18 protein-coding genes are annotated in these 18,525 nt (G+C 69.4%); 13 read left to right on the top strand and 5 right to left on the bottom strand.

The features are described 5' to 3' along the window. The first annotated feature begins 119 nt into the window (after window positions 1–119). Complete coding sequence (locus tag AC1Q87_RS20790) at window positions 120–923, top strand: SapC family protein (protein WP_492610739.1); 804 nt, start codon at window positions 120–122, stop codon at window positions 921–923. Window positions 924–983: 60 nt separating this feature from the next. Here AC1Q87_RS20790 and AC1Q87_RS20785 read toward each other — a convergent pair whose 3' ends face one another. Next, window positions 984–1,376: an acyl dehydratase gene (locus AC1Q87_RS20785; RefSeq protein WP_492610738.1), complete on the bottom strand. Its 393-nt coding sequence runs from the start codon at window positions 1,374–1,376 to the stop codon at window positions 984–986. A gap of 114 nt (window positions 1,377–1,490) precedes the next feature. Here AC1Q87_RS20785 and AC1Q87_RS20780 point away from each other — a divergent pair, with 114 nt between their 5' ends. From AC1Q87_RS20780 to AC1Q87_RS20765, 4 genes are all read left to right on the top strand, one after another. Beyond that, complete coding sequence (locus AC1Q87_RS20780; protein ID WP_492610737.1) at window positions 1,491–2,135, top strand: CatB-related O-acetyltransferase; 645 nt, start codon at window positions 1,491–1,493, stop codon at window positions 2,133–2,135. After that, entirely contained in the window at window positions 2,132–2,419 is a 288-nt protein-coding gene (locus tag AC1Q87_RS20775) for a hypothetical protein (RefSeq protein WP_492610736.1), read from the top strand. The genes AC1Q87_RS20780 and AC1Q87_RS20775 overlap by 4 nt, the downstream gene beginning before the upstream one ends. Window positions 2,420–2,499: 80 nt before the next feature. Further along, window positions 2,500–4,623, top strand: coding sequence for a protein-disulfide reductase DsbD family protein (locus tag AC1Q87_RS20770; protein ID WP_492610735.1), 2,124 nt, complete (start codon window positions 2,500–2,502; stop codon window positions 4,621–4,623). A gap of 18 nt (window positions 4,624–4,641) precedes the next feature. Then, window positions 4,642–5,250, top strand: a complete 609-nt coding sequence (locus AC1Q87_RS20765; RefSeq protein ID WP_492610734.1) for a thioredoxin family protein — start codon at window positions 4,642–4,644, stop codon at window positions 5,248–5,250. Window positions 5,251–5,255: 5 nt separating this feature from the next. Here the strand turns inward: AC1Q87_RS20765 and AC1Q87_RS20760 are convergent, their stop codons facing one another. Then, window positions 5,256–5,693, bottom strand: a complete 438-nt coding sequence (locus tag AC1Q87_RS20760) for a hypothetical protein (RefSeq protein ID WP_492610733.1) — start codon at window positions 5,691–5,693, stop codon at window positions 5,256–5,258. Window positions 5,694–5,791: 98 nt separating this feature from the next. Between AC1Q87_RS20760 and pgi the strand changes: the two genes are divergently transcribed. The 8 genes from pgi (at window position 5,792) to hisG (ending at window position 13,783) form a co-directional block, all read left to right on the top strand. Then, the gene (gene pgi / locus AC1Q87_RS20755) at window positions 5,792–7,408 is read left to right on the top strand and encodes a glucose-6-phosphate isomerase (protein ID WP_492610732.1); all 1,617 of its coding nucleotides are present in this window, start codon (window positions 5,792–5,794) and stop codon (window positions 7,406–7,408) included. A gap of 29 nt (window positions 7,409–7,437) precedes the next feature. After that, window positions 7,438–8,292 carry an SDR family NAD(P)-dependent oxidoreductase gene (locus tag AC1Q87_RS20750; RefSeq protein WP_492610731.1) on the top strand — a complete coding sequence of 285 codons (855 nt, stop codon included), beginning with the start codon at window positions 7,438–7,440 and terminating at the stop codon, window positions 8,290–8,292. 78 nt (window positions 8,293–8,370) lie between these two features. Then, entirely contained in the window at window positions 8,371–8,727 is a 357-nt protein-coding gene (locus tag AC1Q87_RS20745) for an ArsR/SmtB family transcription factor (protein WP_492610730.1), read from the top strand. Further along, window positions 8,714–9,184 (top strand): SRPBCC family protein, encoded by a 471-nt coding sequence (locus tag AC1Q87_RS20740; RefSeq protein WP_492610729.1) that lies wholly within the window; start codon window positions 8,714–8,716, stop codon window positions 9,182–9,184. The genes AC1Q87_RS20745 and AC1Q87_RS20740 overlap by 14 nt, the downstream gene beginning before the upstream one ends. Continuing rightward, the gene (locus tag AC1Q87_RS20735; RefSeq protein ID WP_492610728.1) at window positions 9,181–9,831 is read left to right on the top strand and encodes a glutathione S-transferase family protein; all 651 of its coding nucleotides are present in this window, start codon (window positions 9,181–9,183) and stop codon (window positions 9,829–9,831) included. Before AC1Q87_RS20740 ends, AC1Q87_RS20735 begins: the two co-directional genes overlap by 4 nt. 405 nt (window positions 9,832–10,236) lie before the next feature. Further along, window positions 10,237–11,706: a histidine--tRNA ligase gene (hisS, locus tag AC1Q87_RS20730; protein WP_492610727.1), complete on the top strand. Its 1,470-nt coding sequence runs from the start codon at window positions 10,237–10,239 to the stop codon at window positions 11,704–11,706. Next, window positions 11,703–12,836, top strand: coding sequence for an ATP phosphoribosyltransferase regulatory subunit (locus AC1Q87_RS20725; protein WP_492610726.1), 1,134 nt, complete (start codon window positions 11,703–11,705; stop codon window positions 12,834–12,836). Before hisS ends, AC1Q87_RS20725 begins: the two co-directional genes overlap by 4 nt. After that, the gene (gene hisG / locus AC1Q87_RS20720; protein ID WP_492610725.1) at window positions 12,833–13,783 is read left to right on the top strand and encodes an ATP phosphoribosyltransferase; all 951 of its coding nucleotides are present in this window, start codon (window positions 12,833–12,835) and stop codon (window positions 13,781–13,783) included. Before AC1Q87_RS20725 ends, hisG begins: the two co-directional genes overlap by 4 nt. Before the next feature lie 357 nt (window positions 13,784–14,140). On the opposite strand, the gene AC1Q87_RS20715 is transcribed toward hisG, so the two are convergent. The 3 genes from AC1Q87_RS20715 to AC1Q87_RS20705 form a co-directional block, all read right to left on the bottom strand. Beyond that, the gene (locus AC1Q87_RS20715) at window positions 14,141–16,186 is read right to left on the bottom strand and encodes a M13 family metallopeptidase (protein ID WP_492610724.1); all 2,046 of its coding nucleotides are present in this window, start codon (window positions 16,184–16,186) and stop codon (window positions 14,141–14,143) included. 90 nt (window positions 16,187–16,276) lie between these two features. Further along, window positions 16,277–17,908, bottom strand: a complete 1,632-nt coding sequence (locus tag AC1Q87_RS20710; RefSeq protein ID WP_492610723.1) for an AMP-binding protein — start codon at window positions 17,906–17,908, stop codon at window positions 16,277–16,279. 112 nt (window positions 17,909–18,020) lie between these two features. Next, window positions 18,021–18,518: a copper chaperone PCu(A)C gene (locus AC1Q87_RS20705; RefSeq protein WP_492610722.1), complete on the bottom strand. Its 498-nt coding sequence runs from the start codon at window positions 18,516–18,518 to the stop codon at window positions 18,021–18,023. Window positions 18,519–18,525: the final 7 nt, after the last annotated feature.

Genomic DNA, 18,525 nt, shown 5'->3' with positions numbered 1-18,525 from the left:
GTTTGCGGGCGCCTGCCCGATCAGGTAGAAGCGGCGACTTCGCTCGAGACGGCGCACAAGCCAAAACAACCGCCCGCTCGCGCAATCCCATCATCGCCCAGGATCATCGAAGGTATTTCATGGCGAACGAAACCCCGACCGGCATGGGTCAGATCACCGGCAACGTGCTTTTCTATTCGAAGCCGGAACCGCTCTCCATCGACCTGCACAGCGGCCTGGGCGTGAAGAGCCTGCCGGGCCCGTTCACCTTCGCCAAGGAAGGCCACGCGGTCCCGCTGACGGTCACCGAATTCGGCGTCTCGTCGCTTTGCGGCCCAATCATCTTCGTCGGCGACGACAAGATTCCGCTGGCGGTCATGGGCCTGAACCTCGGCCAGAACATGTTCCTGCAGGAAAACGGCCTGTTCGAGCCGGGCGTCTACGTCCCGGCCTACATCCGCCGCTATCCGTTCGTCTTCGCCACCGACAACAACGCCGGCCAGATGGTGCTCTGCATCGACCGCTCGGCCGAGTTCATCGTCGATAAGGCCGAAGCCGACATGCTGTTCTTCGACGCCGACGGCAAGCCGACCGAGTACACGCAGAACTGCATCAACTTCTGCAACGACTACGAGATGGAGCGCCAGCGCACCCAGAGCTTCGTCGATCTGCTGAAGGGTCTGGACCTGTTCGAGACCAAGAAGGCGCTCTTCACCCCGACCAACCCGGACGGCAGCGCCGGCCCGCAGCAGACCATCGCCGAGTATTTCGGCGTCTCGGAAGAGAAGCTGAACGCCCTGCCGCACGACAAGTTCATCGAGCTGCGCGACAACGGCGCCCTGGCGCAGATCTACGCCCACCTGGTCTCGCTGGCCGGTTGGGACCGCCTGATCGCGCTGGCCATGGCCCGCGCGCCGCAGGTTCCGGCTCCCGCCAACGCCTAAGGCGCGGGCAAGGCTGAACATCGGAACGGCGGGCCGCGAGGCCCGCTGTTTTCGTTTGGCCTATCGGGCGAAGACGCTGCGGGTCAGGCAGGAGAAGACCAGCCGCCCGTCTTCGTCGAGCAGGTCGTGCTGGGCGATGATGATGCCCTTGCCGTCGCCGACCGGGTCCTTGCCCATTACCGTCATGCGGCCGCGCAGCAGCTCGCCGGCCGGCGGATTGCGCGCCCAGCGCAGGGCGTCGACGCCGAGGCGTTTGGTCTGCGGCCACTCCAGGGCCGAGGCGGCGTCTAGCCGGCACCAAAGCGCATAGACCATGGCGTCCGGCGCGCCGCGTTCGGTCGGCCAGCCCGGCGCGAAGGCGGCGATGAAGGCCTCGAGCGCGGCAGGCTCGACCGGGATCTCTCCCAACGAAACCACCTGACCCATTTCGATGTCATCGAATGACGCGGGCACGGTACGCACTCCAGTTCCGGAAAAACGCTGATTCGCCGATCATCGCGCCTGACGGTGACAAGTCGAGCTTTTGTGCTTTGTTTTGGCCTCGACCGGCGTCTAGAGACCGGGATCATGACTTCCCCCAAGCACTGGTCTCGCGTCGAGTACCTCCACGAGACGGTCAAGAACCCCAACATCCACATCCGCGGGACTGGCAGCTACTACAGCGACGCCTGGTCGGGCTCGTTCGAGGACAGCGTCGTCCGCTACCATTACGGCGACGCATACAGTCTGGCGGCCTGGGAGCCGCAGTGGCCGATCGACCAGCTTCATATCGGCGACTACGTCTGCATCGGCGCCGAGGCCGTTATCCTGATGGGCGGGAACCATACCCATCGCACCGACTGGTTCAGCCTCTATCCCTTCGAGGACGTCATCCTCGAGGCGTATGCGGGCAAGGGCGACACGGTGATCGGCGACGGCGCGTGGATCGGGATGCGCGCCATGCTGATGCCGGGCGTCGTCATCGGCGAGGGGGCCGTCGTCGCCTCCGGCGCCATCGTGACCAAGGATGTCGCGCCCTACATGATCGTGGCCGGCAATCCGGCGGTTCCCGTGCGTCCGCGGTTCCCGGAGGCCACAGTGGCGGCCCTGACCGCCCTGCGGATCTATGAGTGGGACCGGGCGAAATTCCAGGCGCTGAGGCCGCTGCTCTGCGCCGACGACATCGCCGCTCTGCAGGCCGCCGCGGCCCGCTATGACCTGGAGCATGCGTGAGCGGCTGGCTGATCGGGGTGATGCTGGAAATGCCCGGCGAGCCGGCGCCCGTGCGCCACTTCTTCGCGGTCGGGCATGAGGACCGCAACAAGGCCGAGTGGACCGCCATCGACCGGGCCATGCTGATCGGCGGCGTCGCGACCAGTCCGGTGAAGGGGCTGGAGCCGGTCCACGTCATCGGTCCGCTGGCCCCGCGCACCGTCAAGACGTTGGCGCTGAAGCCGGGCGAGGTGCGTTCGCTGGGCTGGAAATGGCCGCGCCGCTGGTTGGCCTTGGTCGAGTAGTCCGGTCGCGACGTCAGCGTCGCTTTGCGTGCGCGCTCCGGCGGGCCATATAGCGGGACGTACCTGATCGGGATGACCGGATGACGCGCCTTCTTGCGAAGCTCCTGGCGGCTTTCACCCTTGTCTGGGCGCTGCCTGCAGCCGCCCAGCCGGTGGACACCGGCCATCTGGTCGCCGAACTCGTCGCCCGCGACCAGTCGATCGCGCCGGGCGCGACCACCTACGTCGCCCTGCGCCAGAAGATCGACAAGGGCTGGCACACCTACTGGCGAAATTCCGGCGACAGCGGCGAGGCGACCCGCATCGTCTGGACGCTGCCGGGCGGCTGGACCGCCGGCGAGATCGTCTGGCCGGCGCCCACGCGCCAGCCGACCGGGCCGCTGATGAACTACGGCTACAAGGACGAGGTGCTGCTGCCGGTGCCGATCACCGCGCCGGCGACCGCCAAGCCGGGTGAGACGGTGACCCTCAAGGCCCACGCCTCGTTCCTGGTCTGCGAAGAGATCTGCGTCCCCGAGGACGCCGAGCTGACCCTGTCGCTGCCCGTCGCCGAAGGCCTGGCCGAGCCGAACCCGGAGTGGAGCGGCCCGATCGCCAAGACCCTGGCCAATGCTCCGGCCCCGGCCGGCCTCAACGCCGCCTTCGCCAAGCAAGGGCCGATGCTGGCCCTGGCGATCACCGGCGAGGCGCTGAAGGGCGCGGACCTCTCCGACGCCTACTTCTTCCCGTTCGACTCCACGGTCATCGACCACGCCAAGCCGCAGGCCATCGAGCGCGGCCCTGACGGCCTGACCCTGGCCCTGACGCCGGGCTACGCCTTCCAGCAGCCGCAGACCCCCAGCGCCATGGCCGGGGTGCTGACCCTGGGCGGAAAGTCCTACGAGGTCTCGGCCGCCGAGGGCGTGCTGCCGGCCGGGGCCGCGGGCCTTGGTCCGCCGGCCAAGGCCGGCGGCGGCGCGTCGCTCGGCTTGCCGCTTGCCGCGGCCTTCGCCTTCCTGGGCGGGCTGATCCTCAACCTGATGCCCTGCGTCTTCCCGATCCTGGCGATGAAGGCCGCCTCGCTGGCCGGCCATGCGCACGAGCGTCGCGCCGCCCAGGGGCAGGGCCTGGCCTTCCTGGTCGGCGTGCTGGCCACCTTCCTGGCGCTGGCCCTGGCGCTGATCGCCGTGCGGGCCGGCGGCGCGGCGGTCGGCTGGGGCTTCCAGCTGCAATCGCCGCCGGTCGTCGCGGGCCTGGCCCTGCTGATGCTGGCCGTGGCCCTCAACCTCTCCGGCGTCTTCGAGGTCGGCGCCTCGCTGCAGGGCGTCGGCACGGGCCTGGCCGGCAAGCGCGGGCTGGCCGGCGCCTTCTTCACCGGCGCCCTGGCCGTGGTGGTCGCCGCCCCCTGCACCGCGCCGTTCATGGCTCCGGCGCTGGGCTGGGCGCTGACCCAAAGCGCGCCGGCCGCCCTGACCGTGTTCCTGGCGCTCGGCCTCGGCTTCGCCGCCCCGTTCGCCCTGGCCGCCTTCGTGCCCGGCCTGCTCGCCCGTCTGCCCAAGCCCGGCCCCTGGATGGACGGCTTCAAGAAGCTGCTCGCCTTCCCGATGTACGGGGCGGCGGCCTGGCTGGTCTGGGTGCTGACCCTGCAGGCCGGCGACACCGCCCTGGCGCGGATCCTGATGGCGGCGATCGTGCTCGCGCTGGGCGCCTGGCTGCTCGGCGTCGCCCAGCGTCGCCACGCCAGCGGGGGCTCGGTGATCGCGCCGGCGGCGGTCGGCGGGGTGCTGGCGCTGGTCGCGGCCCTGGCCGCGGTCTGGCCGAACTACGGCGAGCCCGACGCGGCAGTCGCCGAGTCCGGAGGCGGCAAGGCGAACGTGCCCTACGAGGCTTACTCGCCCGAGAAACTCGCTGCGGCCCAGGCCGCGGGCAAGCCGGTGTTCGTGAACTTCACCGCCGCCTGGTGCGTGACCTGCCAGGTCAACGAGAAGGTCGCCCTGACCAGCCAAGCGGTCGCCGACGCCTTCAAGGACACCGGCGCGGTCTATCTGAAGGCGGACTGGACGCGGAAAGATGCAGAGATCGAGGCCGAACTCGCCAAACACGGGCGAGCGGGCGTTCCGCTCTACCTCGTGTATGGCGCCAAGGGCGGCGAGGGCGTTATCCTGCCGCAGATCCTCACCGAAGGCCTCGTCGTCCGGGCTCTGAAGGACGCGCAAGGCCGCTGACCCCCCAAGGAGGCGCCCATGCTCAGCCGTTCGATCCTTTTCGCCGCCGCGTTCGCGCTCGCGGCGCCCGCCGCCTACGCCGCTCCCGTGGTCGGCCAGGCCGCTCCGGCCTTCACCGCCAAGGACGCCGACGGCAAGACCCGCTCGCTCTCGGAGTTCAAAGGCAAGACCGTGGTCCTCGAATGGACCAACGACGGCTGCCCCTACGTCCAGAAGCACTACAAGTCGGGGAACATGCAGGGCCTGCAGAAGGGCGCGGCCAAGGACGGCGTGGTCTGGCTGACCCTGATCTCCTCGGCCCCCGGCAAGCAGGGCTATGTCGAGGGCGCGTCGGCCAAGGGCTGGAAGACGGCCAACAACGCCGGCTCCACTGCCCTCCTGCTCGACCCCGCCGGCCAGGTCGGCCACGCCTACGCGGCCAAGACCACGCCGCACATGTACATCGTCGATAAGACCGGCAAGCTCGCCTACATGGGCGGCATCGACGACAAGCCGACCGCCGATCCGGCGAGCCTGAAGGGTGCGAAGAACTATGTCTCGGCGGCGCTGTCGGACATCAAGGCCGGCCGCACCGTGGCGACCGCGGTCAGCAAGCCCTACGGCTGCACGATCAAGTACTCGGAGTAGGCGCCCTAGACCGGCGCCTGCGGCGGCGCGGTGATCACCTCGACATTGTCGTTCAGCAGATAGCCCATGTCGGCGACCGCCGCGTCACGCTCGGGGCCGGCCTTGGCCTCCTCGAGCGCCTTCAGCTTCAGCGGCAGGTCCTCGGAGATGCCGCGCAGTATGCACTTCAGGTCGCCGTCCAGATTGCGCTCGGCCAGGCTGCGATGCGCCTGCATGTCCAGCGCCGCCAGTTCGCCGACCTTGATCTTGAACGCCTCGCCGATCGGCGTGCCGGCGCCCTTGAACGCCTCGACCTCGGCCTTCAGCGCCCCGGCGCGCTTCACGATGTCGGCGAACAGCGGCTCGGTGGCGATCACCGGCGGCGGCGTCGCGGCAGGCCCTGCTCCGGCCGGCGCGGCGGCTAGCCAAAGGGCCGAGAGCATGGCGGCGGCGCTGCAGGACATCGGGCGGGACCTTCCTCGAATCGGCCAAGACAGGCCGGGCGCCTTTTGCTAACGGCGATACCGTAAACGCCCCGCTACCGTCTCAAGAAGGGTACCGCATGACCGACCTCGCCGCCGCCTGGACCACGCTGGAAACCGCCGCCCAGAACGCCCGCGAGCGTCGCATCGTCGATCTGTTCAAATCTGAGCCGGACCGGCTGGACACGCTCAGCGTCGAGGCGCCCGAACTGCTGCTCGACCTCTCCAAGCAGCCCTGGTCGCTGGCCGAGGCGCAGGCCGCCCTCGCCCTGGCCCGCGCCGGCGGGATCGAGGCGGCCCGCGACCGGCAGTTCGCCGGGCAGGCCGTGAACCCGTCGGAGGACCGCGCCGCCCTGCACATGGCCCTGCGCGCGGCCAAGGGCGCGGCCTTCGCCGCCAAGGGCGAACCGGTCTCCGCCGAGGTCGACGCCACCCGCGAGGCGATGGCCGCCATCGCCCGCGCCGTCCGTTCGGGCGAAAAGCGCGGCGCGACCGGCCAGCCGTTCAGCGCCATCGTCCACATCGGCATCGGCGGCTCGGACTTCGGACCGCGCCTGGTCTGGGAGGCGCTGCGTCCGCTGGCGCCCCAGATCGAGCTGCGCTTCGCCGCCAATGTCGATCCCGCCGACATGGCCCTGGCCCTCGACGGCCTCGACCCGGCCCGCACCCTGGTGGTCGTGGTCTCCAAGACCTTCACCACCCAGGAGACCATCGCCAACGCCACGGTCGCCCGCGCCTGGCTGCGCGCCGCGCTTGGCCAGGCCGGCGACGCCCACCTGCTCGCCGTCTCCGCGGCGCCCGCCGTGGCTCAGGCGTTCGGCGTCCCGGCCGATCAGATCTTCGGCTTCCGCGACTGGGTCGGCGGCCGCTATTCGGTTTGGTCGGCGGTCGGACTGTCGTGCGTGATCGCGCTGGGTCCCGAAGCGTTCGAGGAATTGCTCGCCGGCGCGCGAGCCATGGACGAGCATTTCCGCAGCGCGCCGCTGGCGGCCAACGCCCCGGTGCTGCTGGCCCTGGCGAACATCTTCAACCGCAACGGCCTCCACCGTCCGATCCGCGCCGTCGTGCCCTACGCCCAGCGCCTGCGTCTGCTGCCCAACTTCCTCCAGCAGCTGGAGATGGAGTCCAACGGCAAACAGGCCGGGATCGACGGCAAGCCGGCAGCCCGCGCCACCGCCGCGGCGGTGTTCGGCGACGCCGGCACCAACGTCCAGCACGCCTTCTTCCAGCTGATGCATCAGGGCACCGACGTCATCCCGCTGGACATCATCGCCGTGGCCCAGGCCACCGAGGGCGAACCCGCCAACCAGACCAAGCTGCTGGCCAACGCCATCGCCCAGGCCGAGGCGCTGATGGTCGGCAAGCCCGAGAGCGAAGTCCGCGCCGAGCTGGCGGGCCAGGGCATGGCGCCTGGCGCCATCGACGTACTGGCGCCGCAGAAGACCTTCCACGGGAACCGGCCGTCCAGCTTCATCCTGCTGGAGCGACTGACGCCCCGCGCGCTGGGCGCGCTGATCGCGCTCTACGAGCACAAGACCTTCGTCGAGGGCGTGCTCTGGGAAATCAACAGCTTCGACCAGTGGGGCGTGGAGCTGGGCAAGACGCTCGCCACCCGCATCCTCGGCGAACTGGAAGGCGGCGCGCGCGGCGCGCATGATCCGTCGACCGAGCGGCTGGTGAGCCGGCTCAAGGCCTAAGACAGAACAACACTAGGGGAGAGACCCGCATGCGCGACCTGACCGGAAAGACCGCATTCATCACCGGCGGGGCCAGCGGTCTTGGCCTGGCCATGGCCCACGCCTTCGGCGGCGCCGGCATGAACGTCATGCTGGCCGACATCGAGGAGGCGCCGCTCAAAGCCGCCGTCGCCGATCTCGAAGCCCGCCAGATACGCACCGCCAGCGTCATCTGCGACGTCGGCGACCGCGCCGCCGTGGTCGCCGCGGCCCAGGCGACGGTCGAGGCCTTCGGCAAGGTTCACGTGGTCTGCAATAACGCCGGCGTCGGCGCCGGCGGTCCGGTCGGCGAGGTGAAGTCCGCCGACTGGGACTGGATCGTCGCGGTCAACCTGATGGGCGTGGTCTACGGCATGGAGGCCTTCCTGCCGCACGTGCGGGCGCACGGGGAGGGCGGCTGCTTCGTCAACACCGCCTCGATGGCCGGAATGATCTCGGTGCCGGGCATGGAGCCCTACACCGCCACCAAGTACGCCGTGGTCGGCATGTCCGAGGGCTGGGCCGGCCAGCTGGCGCCCGAGAACATCAATGTCGCCGTGCTCTGCCCAGGCTTCGTGAAGACCAAGATCAACCAGTCGGGCCGCACCCGGCAGGCGCAGTATGGCGGCCCTGTCCCCAATAATCCGGTGGTCGGCCAGTCCAACGTCGACAATGGCATCGATCCGGAGTTCGTCGGCCGCCGGGTGCTCGAGGCTGTCCAGAACGACGAGCGCTACATCTTCACCCATCCCGACATGCGCGGGCTGGTGCAGGGCCGTTTCGCACGGATCATGGCCGGCTTCGACGCCGCCGACGCCAGCCCGGCGCTGGACGGCCTGGAGTACGCCACCCCCACGCTCGGCTAGTCCGGATCGAGGGCGTCTTCCGAAGCCTTCGATTCACGCCTTGCATTTAACTGATCAGTTAATTAACTTATCGATTAAATGAAGGCGACATCCGACCCGCTCAGCACCACCTTCCAGGCCCTGGCCGATCCGACCCGGCGCGCGATCCTGGCGCGCCTCGCCCTGGGCGAGGCGTCCGTCACCGATCTCGCCGAACCGTTCGAGATCAGCCTGCCGGCCGTCTCGCGCCACCTCAAGGTGCTTGAGCAGGCCGGCCTCGTTTCTCGGACGCGCGAAGCCCAATGGCGGCCCTGTCAGTTGAATGCGGGACCGCTCAAGGACGCCGCCGGCTGGATCGAGCACTACCGCCGGTTCTGGGACGCCAGCTTCGAACGGATGGATGAATACCTCGCCGAGCTCCAGGCCAAGGAGGCACAGGACAATGACCGCGACTGACGCCACCGTCCTTCAGGACGACGAACTGCTGATCGAGCGCATCTTCGATGCGCCGCCGGAGCTGGTCTTCAAGGTCTGGACCAAGCCCGAGCATCTGATGCGCTGGTGGGGCCCCAAGGACTTCACGGTCACCACCTTCGATCAGGACTTCCGCGTCGGCGGCGCCTACCGCTCCTGCATCCGCGACCCGTCCGGCGGCGATCACTGGATGGCCGGCGCCTATCGCGAGATCGTCGACGGCGAGAAGATCGTCATGAGCTTCCGGTGGGAAGACGGCGCCTTCGACGTCGACAACATCGTCACCGTCACATTCGCGAAGCTGGCCGGCGGCCGGACGCTGTTCCGCTTCCACCAGTCCCCCTTCGCCACGGTCGAAGCCCGCGACTCCCACACCGGGGGCTGGGCGTCTCTGGTCGACAAGCTCGTCGCCTATCTCGCTACGGAGGATGCACGATGATCGAGGTTTCCGCCTTCGAGTGGGTTCCGCCCTTCGCCCGCGGCTTGGTCCGCGACCTGCGCGTCCGCTGGGCGCTGGAAGAGGCCGGCGTGCCCTATCGCGCCCGGCTGATCGACTTCGACGACCGCGAGACCGCCGCCTATCGGGCGCTGCAGCCGTTCGGCCAGGTCCCCGCCTATCACGACGGCGAGCTGGCGATGTTCGAGAGCGGGGCGATCGTCCTGCACATCGCCGCCCGCGCGCCGGCTCTGATGCCCACGGACGCGGGCGGTCAGGCCCGGGCGACCACCTGGCTGTTCGCCGCGCTCAACTCGATCGAGCCGCCGATCCAGAACTTGGCCGAGCTCGACCTTTTCAACGCCGACCAGGAGTGGGCGCGTCTGCGGCGGCCTGCCGTCGTCGCCTTCGTGGAGCAGCGGCTGGGCGAACTGGCCGCTAACCTCGGCGACAAGGATTATCTGGAGGCGGACGGCTTCACCGCAGGCGACCTGATGATGGTCACGGTGCTGCGCAACCTGCGCCACACCGACCTGATGGCCAAGTTCCCGACCCTCGCCGCCTACCAGGCCCGCTGCGAGGCGCGGCCGGCCTTCCAGACGGCGCTCGCGGCGCAGATGGGCGACTTCGTGGAGCTCGAGCCGGCATAGCGGGCGATCAGTTGCTCCCCCTCTGGGGGAGCTCCCGGCCGGATGGCCGGAGCCGCGCTTCCTTCTCACCTTGCGGGAGAAGGAAGCATGCCCGCCGCCCCAAGGGGGGCGAATGAAAGCGCCGACTCGCCATCTTCACACTTTGCGTCTAAGACCCGGATCGCAATGACCCGGGTTTCGCACCATCACGGCCATCACCATCCGACCGCACACGCGGGATCGGCCTGGGATCGCATGGCCTAAAAGCGACCCCGCCCGAGCCTCCCGCACCAGCGGATGGGGCTCCGGGCATCCCAGCTCCATCCGTCGAACATCTCCTTCCAAAGGACCCGACGAATGGACATCTCCACTTCCCAAACCCAGCCGCGCCTTGCCGCGCGCGCTGCGACCCGCTAGGCGAGCGCCATGACCGACGCTCCCCGCCCCGAGGCCCGCGCCCCGCGCGGTTTCAACGACCGCCGCGCCCGTGACCTGGCCGCTGAGCGCCAGATCCTGGCCAAGGTCTCCGCCGTCTACGAACGCTATGGCTTCGAGGCCTTCGACACCGGGGCCTTCGAGTACGCCGACGCCCTGGGCAAGTTCCTGCCCGACGCCGACCGTCCGAACGAGGGCGTCTTCGCCCTGCAGGACGACGACGAGCAGTGGATGGCGCTGCGCTACGACCTGACCGCGCCGCTGGCTCGGTTCGTGGCCGAGACCAAGGAAGGGCTTCCCAAGCCGTTCCGCCGCTACGCCTTCGGCCCGGTCTGGCGCAACGAGAAGCCCGGTCCCGGCCGCTTCCGCGAATTCATCCAGTGCGACGCGGACACCGTCGGCTCGGCCCGGCCCGAAGCCGACGCCGAGATCATCGCCATGGCGGTCGAGGGCTTGGAGGCCGCCGGCCTCCCGGCCGGCTCGGCGGTCATCAAGATCAACAACCGCAAACTCCTCAACGGCCTGCTGACCACGGCCGGCGTCCAGAACGACGTCCAGAAGCTGGCGGTGCTGCGCGCCGTCGACAAGCTCGACCGCCTGGGGCCGGAGGGCGTGCGCCTGCTGCTGGGCGAAGGCCGGAAGGACGAGTCCGGGGACTTCACCAAAGGCGCGGGCCTGAACGCGGCCGGCGCCGAAGCGGTGCTGGCCTTTGTCGGCGCGGGCCTGAGCGGCCGGTCCGAAACTCTCGATCAGATCGCGAACATCATCGGCGGCTCGGCCGAGGGCGACGCCGGCCTCGCCGAACTCGCCGCCATCGACAAGGCGCTGACCAGCCTCGGCGTCGGCGTCGAGCGGGCCGCCTTCGATCCGTCGATCGTGCGCGGCCTGGAGTACTACACCGGCGCGGTGTTCGAGGCCGAGCTGCTGCTCAAGACCAAGGACGAGAAGGGGCGCGGCGTTCGCTTCGGCTCGATCGGCGGCGGCGGCCGCTACGACGACCTCGTCGCCCGCTTCACCGGCGAGCAGGTGCCGGCCACCGGCTTCTCGTTCGGCGTCTCGCGTCTGGTCTCGGCCCTGCGCGCCGCCGGCCGCGATCTCGGCGACGCCGTGCGCGGTCCGGTGGTGGTGATCGCCTTCACCCCCGACGACATGGCCCACTACTTCTCGGTCGTGGGTGAGTTGCGCAGCGCCGGCATCCCGGCCGAGGTCTATCTCGGCTCGGCCGGGATGAAGGCCCAGATGAAGTACGCCGACCGTCGCATGGCCCCGGCCGCGATTATGCTGGGCGGCGACGAGATCGCCGCCGGCAAGGTCACCATCAAGGACCTCGACCTCGGTCGAGCGCTGTCCTCGGGCGTCGCCGACAACGCCGAGTGGCGCGAGCAGCGCCCGGGACAGCAGACGATCGACCGTTCCGACCTGGTCTCGGCGGTGCGCAAGATCATCGAGGCCGGTCAGTGAGCGCCGAACCCGCCGTTCCCGCCGAGCCGCTGGCCGCGATCCGCGCGCCGTTCCTGGATCAGGCCGCTGAGGTCGTCGACGCGCCGATCCTGCAGCCGCTCGGCCTGCTGCTGGAGCTGGCAGGCGAGGCCATGCGCCCGCGGCTGTTCGTCGTGCAGTCCGAGGGCGGGCAGGAGACCTGCCTGCGCCCCGACTTCACTGTCCCGGTGGTGCGCCAGCACCTCGAAAGCGGCCGTTCCTCCGGCCGCTATTTTTATGAGGGCAAGGCCTTCCGCGCCTCGCCCGAGCCGGGCCGTCCCGACGAGTTCCGCCAGATCGGGCTGGAGAGCTTCGACGGCGCCGAGGCCTCGGTCGTGCAGGCCGACGCCCAGATCGCCGCCCTGGCCTGGCGCTCGGCCCTGGCCGGGGGCCGCAGCGACCTGTCGCTGTGGCTCGGCGACATCGCGCTCTTCGCCGCCTTCGTCGACACCCTGGGCCTGGCCGCGCCGCTGGCCGCCCGCGTCAAGCGGGTCGCCGCCCGTCCGCGGCTGCTGGCCGCCGAACTGGCCCGCGCGGACGCCGCCGCCGCGGCCCCGGCCGACGACGGCAAGCTGGCCGGCCTGCTTTCGGGCCTCTCGGAGGCCGAGGCCGCCACCGTCCTGGAAGAGGTCTGGGCCCTGGCCGGGATCGATCCGGTCGGCGGCCGCGGCCCGGCCGAGATCGCCCAGCGGCTGATCCGCCGCGCGCAGGCCGCTCAGGCCCCGGCCCTGACCGGCGACCAAGCCGACCGCATCCGCCGTTTCCTGGCCATCGAGGATGCGCCCGCCGCGGCGTTCGACGCGGTGGCCGACATCGCCGGCAAGGGCGCCCTCGACGCGCAACTGGCGGCATGGGCCGAGCGGCTGGCGCTTCTGCATTCGGCTGGCGTGCCGAGCGAGGCGATCCGCTTCTCCACCGCCCTCGGCCATGCCTTCGACTATTACGACGGCCTGACCTTCGAGATCCGCTCGGCCGCGCTCGACCCCGAGCGCAGCATCGCCGTTGGCGGACGCTATGACAGCCTGCCCTCGCGGCTGGGCGGGACGGCCGACGTGCGGGCCGTGGGATGCGTGGTCCGGCCCTGGCGGGCCTGGGCGGGAGGCGAGTCGTGAGCGAACCCCTTATCCTCGCCGTCCCCTCGAAGGGACGCCTGAAGGAGCAGGTCGAGGCCTGGCTCGGCGACTGCGGACTAAAACTGTCAGTGGCCGGCGGATCGCGCGGCTACATGGCCGAGCTCAAGGGTGTGCCCGGCATCCAGGTGCGGCTGCTGTCGGCCGGCGACATCGCCGAAGCCCTGGATCTCGGTGAAGTCCACCTCGGCGTCACTGGCGAGGACCTGCTGCGCGAGCGCGGTGGCGACGTCGACGCCCGCGTGCTGCTGCTGCGCGCGCTCGGCTTCGGCCGGGCCGACCTGGTCGTCGCCGTGCCCAAGAGCTGGATCGACGTCGAGACCATGGCTGACCTGGAAGAAGTCGGCCACGACCTGCTCGCCCGCTCCGGGCGGCGCATGCGGGTGGCGACCAAGTACCTGGTCCAGACCCGCGCCTTCTTCGCGCGGCATGGCGTCGCCGACTACCGGATCACCGAATCCGGCGGCGCGACCGAGGGGGCGCCGGCCGCCGGCTCGGCCGAGCTGGTGGTCGACATCACCACCACGGGCGCGACCCTGGTCGCCAACGGCCTGAAGGTGCTCGCCGACGGCGTGATCCTGAAGAGCCAGGCCCAGCTGACCGCCTCGCTGCGAGCATCCTGGAGCCAAGATCAACTTGCGGCGGCCGAACGGCTTCTGCGGGTGATCGAGGCGCGCGCCGCCGCCCACGACAGCGCCACCCTGATCTGGCCGTCCGACCCGCGCGAGACCTCCGTGGTCGAAGCCCTCGTGAAAAGCGGCGCCAGCCGCCGCCCGAACGGCTTGCTGGTTCCGGCCGGCAAGGTGGCGGAGGCCTCGCTGGCGCTGGCCGGGGCTGGAATCGGCCCGGTCACTGCGTCGCGTCCGGACTTTGTCTATGACGTGGGTTGTGCGTCGAGCGACGAACTACGCAGGCGAGTGCAGTTTTGACGATACCGTCAAAAAGAATCCCCTAAATCGCCCAAAAAGTCTCGCTCGCGCAAATCTGATCGATATTTCGCGGGGACATCGATTTCGGCGCATTGACTCGGGTCAGAAATTACCGTTTTCTCAGTCCTGCGAGAGACATGACGGCCACCAAGTCCGACAGTCTCCGGCGTTTCGGGGAGGAAACGCCCGCTCTATAAGAGCGACTGCTCAAAATAAGGCCCGCTGCGATTATCCCCCGCAGCGGGCCAAATTTTTGCCCGACGAAATTTTTGACTGATTGGTCAAAAATATTCGAGCCCAAAGAAAAGGCGGCGTCCGATGAGGATCGCCGCCCTTCCAGGTCGAACTAGGCGCGGCCTACCAGATCTTCACCCGGTCGCCCGGCGCCAGGTACATGCCGTCGCCCTGCTTGACGCCGAACGCCTCGTAGAAGGCGTCGATGTTCTTCACCGGCACGTCGACGCGGTACTTCGGCGGCGAGTGCGGGTCCGAGACCAGCTGCTGGCGCATCATGTCGTCACGGTACTTGCCGCGCCACACCTGCGCCCAGCCCAGGAACACGCGCTGGTCGCCGGTCACGCCTTCGAGCACCGGCGAGGGCTGGCCGTTCAGCGACAGGCGATAGGCGTCCAGCGCCACCAGCAGGCCGCCCAGGTCGGCGATGTTCTCGCCCATGGTCAGCTCGCCGTTGATGCGCGCGCCGGGCAGAACCTCGACCGCCGAGTACTGCGCGCCGAACTTCTTGGCCTGGGCGTCGAACTTGGCGGCGTCCTCGGCCGTCCACCAGTCGGTCAGCTTGCCGTCGCCGTCCGACTTGCGGCCCTGGTCGTCGAAGCCGTGGGTGATCTCGTGGCCGATCACGCCGCCGATGGCGCCGTAGTTGACCGCCGGGTCGCCGTCAGGATCGAAGAACGGCGGCTGCAGAATGGCGGCCGGGAAGGCGATCTCGTTCTTGGTCGACAGGTAGTAGGCGTTGATGGTGGCCGGGGTCATCAGCCACTCGTCCTTGTCGACCGGACCGTTCAGGCGCGCGACGCGGTAGTCCCAGTCGAAGGCGCTGGCCCGCTTGACGTTGCCGTAGAGGTCGCCGTCCTTGACCTCCAGCGCCGAGTAGTCGCGCCACTTGTCCGGATAGCCGATCTTGGCGCCGAACTTCGACAGCTTCTCCAGGGCCTTGGCCTTGGTGTCGGGGCCCATCCACTCGAGCTTCTCGATGCGGCCCTTCATGGCGATTTTGACGTTGGCGACCAGCGCTTCCATCTTCGCCTTGCTCTCCGGCGGGAAGTAGGCCGCGACATAGAGCTTGCCCAGCGGGTCGCCGACGTTGTTGTCGGTGGCGGTCACCGCGCGCTTCCAGCGCGGACGCTGCTCGGGCTGGCCCGACAGGGTCTTGTTGCGGAATTCGAAGCTGGCCTGGACGAAGTCCTTGGACAGGTACGGCGCGGCCTGGTCGACCAGGTGGAACGCCGACCACGCCTTCAGGGTGTCCATCGGGGTGTCGGCGAAGATCTTGGCGATCTTCGGGAAGGCGGTGTTCTGGGCGACGATCACCCGGTCGACCTTCTCGAGCTTGGCGCCCTTGAGGTACGCGGCCCAATCGAAGCCGGGGGCGTATTTCGACAGCTCGGCGACGGTGTAGGGGTTGTAGGTCTTGTCGTCGTCGCGGCTCTCGGCCCGGGTCCACGAGGCCTCGGCGATCTTCGTCTCCAGGGCGACGATCGCGGCGGCGTGCTCGGCGGGCTTGTCCCAGCCGGCCAGGCTCAGCTGCTTGGCGACATAGGCCTCGTAGGCGGCCTTCTGGGTCTTGAAGCGGTCGGTCAGGTAGTAGTCACGGTCGGGCATGCCCAGGCCGCCCTGGTTCACATAGACGGTGTACCGATCAGGCGCCTTGGCGTCGTCGTGGATGTAGGTCCCGAAGAACGCGCCGCCGAACTGGCGCATGGTCGCGCCCATCAGTTCGGAGAGCTCGGCCTTGGTCTTGATCTTGCGGATGACGGCCAGGTCGCCGGCCAGCGGCTTGGCGCCCAGGGCCTCGACCGCGGCCTCGTCCATGTAGCTGCGGTAGAAGGCGCCGACCTGGGCTTCCTCCCCGGTCGCGGCCTTGTTGCCGGCGGCCTTCTCGGCGACGGCGCGCATGCGTTGCTGCGACAGGTCCTGCAGGGCGTCAAAGGCGCCGAAGCGCGAGCGGTCGGCGGGGATCTCGAGCTTCTTCAGGTACGTGCCGTTGGCGTATTCGAAGAAGTCGTGCGACGGCGCGACGGAGGTGTCGCGGCCGGCCATGTCGAAGCCCCAGGGCCCCATCCGGGGCGCCTTGGAAAGGTCGGGCAGGTTGTCCGCCAGCGCCGGGGCCGACACGCAAAGAAGGGCCGCAGCGGAAGCCGCGCCCAGCCACAGGGTCTTCATCGGTGTTTTCGAGCCTTCTGAAGGTCTTACGAAAGAGGGCGCGACCGTGGACCGGCCGCGCCCCCTGAAGCACGTTACTTTTTTGTTACGTTAGGCGTCGGCGGCCAGGGCGGCGATCGCCTGGGCCTTCAGGGCCTTGTAGTCGAGCTTGCCGTTCGGAGCGCGGGCCACAGGGGCCAGCACCAGCTCGCGCGGCGCCTTGTAGTCGGCCAGCAGACCCTTCACGTGGGCCGACAGGTCGGCCAGCGTCGGCAGGTTGTCGCCGCCGAAGTCCACGATCGCGCCGATGCGTTCGCCGAAGCGCGGGTCGGGCAGGCCGACCACGGCCGCGTCGCGCACGCCCGGGAAGCGCTTCAGGGCTTCTTCAACCTCTTCCGGGAAGACCTTCTCGCCGCCGGTGTTGATCACCTGCGAGCCGCGGCCCAGCAGGGTGATCGAACCGTCCGCCTCGACGGTCGCCCAGTCGCCTGGGACGCTCCAACGACGGTCTTCGAAGGTGCGGAAGGTCTTGGCCGACTTTTCCTCGTCCTTGTAGTAGCCGATCGGGGTGTGGCCGCCGACGGCGACCAGGCCGCGCACGCCGGAGCCGGCCTCGACCCGCACGCCGTCTTCAGTGAACACCGCCGCGTTGGGGCCGGTCACGAACTTGGCGGTGCCGGTGGCCTGGCCCGCGCCCGAGGTCGAGGACGCCAGGCCGAGGGCTTCGGACGAGCCGAGGCTGTCCATCAGCATCACGTTCGGCAGGTGCTTCAGCAGGCCCTGCTTGTTCTCCAGGCCCCACATCGCGCCCGACGAGGCGATGCGCTTCAGCGACGGCATGGTCCAGCGGCCCGGATTGGCGTCCAGGGTCTCCAGCATCGGCGCGGCGAAGGCCGGGCCGACGATGATCAGGCCGGCGGCTTCCAGGCGCTCGACTTCGTCGAACAGCACCGCCGGATCGAACTTGCGACCGGTCAGGGTGGCGACCGCGCCGCCGCCGATCAGGGTGCCGAACGAGATGAACTGGCCGGTGGCGTGCATCAGCGGGGCGACCGGGATGGTGATGTTCAGCGGCGCGCCCGAGGCGTCGACCGCCTTGGCCCGCTGGCCGGCTTCGGCGACGGTCTCCAGCGGCGGCAGGCCGAGCAGCAGGTTGGCCCCGCCGCCCAGCGCCTTGAACAGGTCCTCCTGGCGCCACATCACCCCCTTGGGCATGCCAGTGGTGCCGCCGGTGTACATGATCAGCAGGTCGTCTGCGGTGCGGCCCCACGGGGCTTCGAAGCGGTCGGCGCCGCCGGCGACGATGGCGTCATAGTCGGCGGCCCATTCGGGGACCGGATGGCCGGCTTCCGGCACGGCGATCCAGATCTTCACCTTGGGCAGGCGGCCGCGGACCTTGTCGGCCATCTCGGCGAACGAGGCGTGGAACACCACGGCCTCGGCGTCGGCGTTGTCGAACAGGTAGGTCAGCTCGTCGCCGCCGTAGCGATAATTGGTGTTGAACGGCGCCAGGCCGGCCTTGAAGGCGGCGTAGTAGCTCTCGAGGTACTCGGGGCCGTTATAGAGATAGGCCGCCACCTTCGACTGCTGCGAAAGGCCGGCGTCGACCATGGCCTTGGCCAGGGCGTTGGCGCGGCGGTCGAAGTCGCGCCAGCTCAGGCGGCGCTCGCCATGGATGAGGGCGGGGCGGTCGGGGGTCGCGTCGGCGACGGACTCCCAGAGGTTTGCGTAATTCCAAACCAAGGACGATCCTCCATTCTTAAAATATGGAGGGCATAGACGACGCGGGGGGCGGCGCTGTCAACGCCGCCCATAGTCATCGCGCCGCGCTCCCGGCTCCTTGTCGCGTAACGCCTCAGTGATGCTGGTGAGCATCGGCCGCGGGGGCCTTGGCCGGGGCCGCGCCGGGCGCGCCGGCCGCCACCTGGAACTCGACCTTCAGCTTCGCGCCGCTTTTGAACACCAGGGTCGCGGGGATCTTGTCGCCGAGCTTGGTCGCCTTGCTCAGGCCCAGGAACATCACGTGATAACCGCCGGGCGCGAAGGCGATCTGCTTGCCGGGCGGAATGGCGACGCCGGCGTCCTGCCGCTCCATCTTCATCACCCCGCCGGCGGTGGAGGAGCGGTGCACCTCGGTCTTTCGGGCGGCGGTGGTTTCAACCGAGACCAGGGTGTCGGCCGCGGTCCCGCGATTGACCACTGTCATGAAGCCGCCGCCGTTGCCGTTGGCCGCCGCTGGGCGGCTCCACGGATCGACGACTTCCAGCGTCCCGAGACGGTAGCTCGCCGCCTGGGCGGCGGTGGACAGGGTCAGGGCCGCGGCGGCCGCGGCGAAGATCGCAAGGTGTCGCATGGGGCGT

Source organism: Phenylobacterium sp. GW823-FHT02A09 (genome assembly GCF_058797775.1).
Note: the sequence above shows the minus strand (reverse complement) of the source record. Positions and strands in the feature narration are given on the sequence as shown.

What these genes read in the sequence shown, in the direction of transcription:
- AC1Q87_RS20790 (WP_492610739.1), top strand. Translation starts at nt 120, where the DNA reads ATGGCGAACGAAACCCCGACCGGCATGGGTCAGATCACCGGCAACGTG.
- AC1Q87_RS20780 (WP_492610737.1), top strand. Translation starts at nt 1,491, where the DNA reads ATGACTTCCCCCAAGCACTGGTCTCGCGTCGAGTACCTCCACGAGACG.
- AC1Q87_RS20770 (WP_492610735.1), top strand. Translation starts at nt 2,500, where the DNA reads ATGACGCGCCTTCTTGCGAAGCTCCTGGCGGCTTTCACCCTTGTCTGG.
- AC1Q87_RS20765 (WP_492610734.1), top strand. Translation starts at nt 4,642, where the DNA reads ATGCTCAGCCGTTCGATCCTTTTCGCCGCCGCGTTCGCGCTCGCGGCG.
- AC1Q87_RS20760 (WP_492610733.1), bottom strand. Translation starts at nt 5,693, where the DNA reads ATGTCCTGCAGCGCCGCCGCCATGCTCTCGGCCCTTTGGCTAGCCGCC.
- pgi (WP_492610732.1), top strand. Translation starts at nt 5,792, where the DNA reads ATGACCGACCTCGCCGCCGCCTGGACCACGCTGGAAACCGCCGCCCAG.
- AC1Q87_RS20750 (WP_492610731.1), top strand. Translation starts at nt 7,438, where the DNA reads ATGCGCGACCTGACCGGAAAGACCGCATTCATCACCGGCGGGGCCAGC.
- AC1Q87_RS20745 (WP_492610730.1), top strand. Translation starts at nt 8,371, where the DNA reads ATGAAGGCGACATCCGACCCGCTCAGCACCACCTTCCAGGCCCTGGCC.
- AC1Q87_RS20740 (WP_492610729.1), top strand. Translation starts at nt 8,714, where the DNA reads ATGACCGCGACTGACGCCACCGTCCTTCAGGACGACGAACTGCTGATC.
- AC1Q87_RS20735 (WP_492610728.1), top strand. Translation starts at nt 9,181, where the DNA reads ATGATCGAGGTTTCCGCCTTCGAGTGGGTTCCGCCCTTCGCCCGCGGC.
- hisS (WP_492610727.1), top strand. Translation starts at nt 10,237, where the DNA reads ATGACCGACGCTCCCCGCCCCGAGGCCCGCGCCCCGCGCGGTTTCAAC.
- AC1Q87_RS20715 (WP_492610724.1), bottom strand. Translation starts at nt 16,186, where the DNA reads ATGAAGACCCTGTGGCTGGGCGCGGCTTCCGCTGCGGCCCTTCTTTGC.
- AC1Q87_RS20705 (WP_492610722.1), bottom strand. Translation starts at nt 18,518, where the DNA reads ATGCGACACCTTGCGATCTTCGCCGCGGCCGCCGCGGCCCTGACCCTG.